The sequence below is a fragment of the Janthinobacterium sp. ROICE36 genome, assembly GCF_002869965.1.
Taxonomy (GTDB): Bacteria; Pseudomonadota; Gammaproteobacteria; order Burkholderiales; family Burkholderiaceae_D; genus Janthinobacterium.
Genome location: NZ_PEBS01000151.1, coordinates 1 through 2,700 on the forward strand (window position 1 = coordinate 1; position 2,700 = coordinate 2,700).

A 2,700-nucleotide genomic window follows, 5' to 3' on the forward strand; every position below is an offset into this window, starting at 1 on the left:
ATTTACTGAAAAACGAAAAGACAACCAAGGCCGGCATCGCTACCAAACGCTTAAAAGCTGGCTGGAATGCCGACTATCTCGCCAAGGTCTTGGGCTTGCCGACCTGATGCTTCATGCAATCGCCCTGTGGCTATCCCTGAATTCTATGGTGCGGGGGTGTATGCGATATACTATCGAGGTGATTTTTCACCTTACTTACCATTGAAAGATACGGATCATCCTATCTACGTGGGAAAAGCTGACCCTGACCGACAAGGTGCCAAGGATGCTGTAACTCAAGGAACAAAGTTATCGGCGCGACTCAATGAACATGCTCGAAGTATTCGAAAAGCAACTACTACACTGAAAATTGAAGATTTCGAATGTCGTTTTCTGATTGTGCAAAGCGGATATCAAAAGTCGGCCGAAGATTATTTGATCAACTTTTTTAAGCCGATCTGGAACTCGGAGACAAAGATTTGCTTTGGTCTTGGGAAGCATGGTGACAGTTCCGATACGCGTGTCAATAAACGGTCACCCTGGGATACCATGCATCCTGGACGGGAATGGGCGGATAGAACTTTTGAGAACCAGAAATCGATTGAGCTGATCAATGATCAGATTGCTGGTCACTTGTCAATCCACACACCTTACACAGATGTCCATCAGATTTTTGAGCGGATCATGGCCGATATGCGTCAGATTAACCGGGAGCGGTTTTTTACTCCCGCAAAAGGCGGTGCTTTGTTCGAACAGGTAGCGACCGAGATCATGCCCCCTTCAGAGTAGTGGTGCGATTTTTGACTCAGATTTACTCTTCAAAATATGGCGGAGGGGCAGGGGCTTTTGGGGCATCTCATGCACTTCCTACCATGCTGGCGTCCGTTTTTACTCTCGCAGAAGCGCGCATACACCGCGCGCCATCACTGCCGCTAACTTTACAGGCACGGCGTTGCCTAGCTGACGCATGGTCTCAGACCATGTACCTTCAAATATGAAATTGTCAGGGAAGGTTTGAATGCGTGCTGATTCCCTCACAGTAAAATACCTGACCGAGCCGTCAGTGCGGCGTAGCATGTTTTCACCTCCAGGGACGCCATGGTCACCTGCTTTGAGTGCCTTTGCTGGTTCATCAACAGGGCTTCCAGTATGCCCGGCATAAGCTCTCGCGCCTGGCTGAAAACGATGTGCTTGCACTAACTCCAATTCCTTTGTAGAGGATCTCTCAGGGTCGGGAAGATCGGAGATAGCATCTCTGACGGTTTGCCAGGCAAGCATGTTTGTGCCGTGATCAGCAGCTAATATTTTTTGAATCTTTTTATCTATGCCTTCGGGCCGTGGCGGACGCTTTTTAGAAGCAATGCGATGACGTTCCCAGTAGCTTCCGTTTGCCCATTTTGTCAGCACCAGCGCATCACTACTATGTGTTTCTGCTGGGAAGTCCCAAGGTTTGTGAACATCAGCCCTGAAACCAACGAAAAAGATACGCATGCGCTTTTGCGGAACACCATAATTGGCTGCATTGACCAGACGGTGATACACATGATATTCGCTCTGCGCCCCCTTGGTCTTGTATGTTTGCAGCCTGACCAAGTGTTCTGTCCACAGCTCTTTCGGTTTGACGATTTGTGAGGGGAATTCAAGTTGCAGCAGGATGTAGTTGAAGTAGTCGGCGAATGCCGCCCGTTTTAGACCTTGTACATTTTCAAAGGTAAACGCGCGCGGCCGGGCCTCTCGGACAGCACGTATCGCTTGCGGGAACATATCTCTCTCGTCGAGAAAGCCACCGTGCTTCCCACCCATGGAAAAAGGTTGGCATGGTGGACCTCCGGTGATCAGATCGATATTGTTGTGATTTGTATATTTAAAATCACGTACATCGCCTTCTATCACATCAGGCCAATGACTGATGGGTTCCACTTGCTGCAGTTTGTTATTGCGCAAGGTATTGCACGCATGGCTGTTCCATTCGACAACCGCGCGATGCTGAACATCATTGCTAGAAAAACCAAGCGCCAGTCCTCCCGCCCCTGCGAATAGTTCAATTGACTCAATGGTACGAGCATTTGTCACTAGCGTGTCTGACGGGACTAAGAGGGTGGGCGTGTTATACATGGTCATTTGCGGTGGATGAAACGCCGCTGCTTTTTCGGTACATTATTGAATCGATGTGGTGGGTAGTAAGCTGGTACTGCATGGTGGCAACTACCAATCTCGTTTGACTGCGATGGTGTGTATGGCAACTTCTGTATGGATACATTTAAGTAGTGCAGCAGTATAAGGCAATGGAGACAAGAGGAACAAACCGAAGGAGGTATCTGCGCCCCTATTCCTGAATGCCAAGCTCTCTTTATGTCTCATTTTACTGTGTTTTTGTACAGTATTCAATGAACTCATTTGTTGTTACTCAAAGTACCCTTGAAAATGCTAGGAACGGAACTAATTTCGCAACGTTTCATGGCGGGGTGCGTAATCGTTGACACTCTAGCAGGGTGTTGAATTAATCGCCGTGCCCGTCAACCATCACGGGCCGGTAAACGTTGTTTCATCAGCCCCACTTTCCCACCGCCATCATGCGCAAGACCGACGTCACCCAGCACTCTCTGTACAGTTACCGCTCGTTGGAGGAACGCATCCCGGATGCGCATCCCTTGCGCAAATTGCGAGTACTGGTCGATGCCATCCTGGCCAACATGAACGATGATTTCCAGGCGCTGTATT

General features: G+C 49.0%; 2 protein-coding genes and 1 pseudogene. 2 read left to right on the forward strand and 1 reads right to left on the reverse strand.

Annotated elements, in window-relative coordinates; genetic code table 11:
- The first annotated feature begins 126 nt into the window (after positions 1 to 126).
- A complete protein-coding gene (locus CSZ94_RS27040; protein ID WP_180977657.1) occupies positions 127 to 768 on the forward strand; it encodes an Eco29kI family restriction endonuclease in 642 nt (213 codons plus the stop codon).
- Positions 769 to 867: 99 nt separating this feature from the next.
- On the opposite strand, the gene CSZ94_RS27045 is transcribed toward CSZ94_RS27040, so the two are convergent.
- The gene (locus tag CSZ94_RS27045; protein ID WP_102124320.1) at positions 868 to 2,094 is read right to left on the reverse strand and encodes a DNA cytosine methyltransferase; all 1,227 of its coding nucleotides are present in this window, start codon (positions 2,092 to 2,094) and stop codon (positions 868 to 870) included.
- 458 nt (positions 2,095 to 2,552) lie between these two features.
- Between CSZ94_RS27045 and CSZ94_RS29105 the strand changes: the two are divergent.
- Positions 2,553 to 2,700: pseudogene (locus CSZ94_RS29105) on the forward strand (IS5/IS1182 family transposase); the annotation flags it as partial.

Excerpts from the sequence above, each read along its gene's own strand:
- CSZ94_RS27045 (WP_102124320.1), bottom strand. The coding sequence starts at position 2,094 with ATGTATAACACGCCCACCCTCTTAGTCCCGTCAGACACGCTAGTGACA.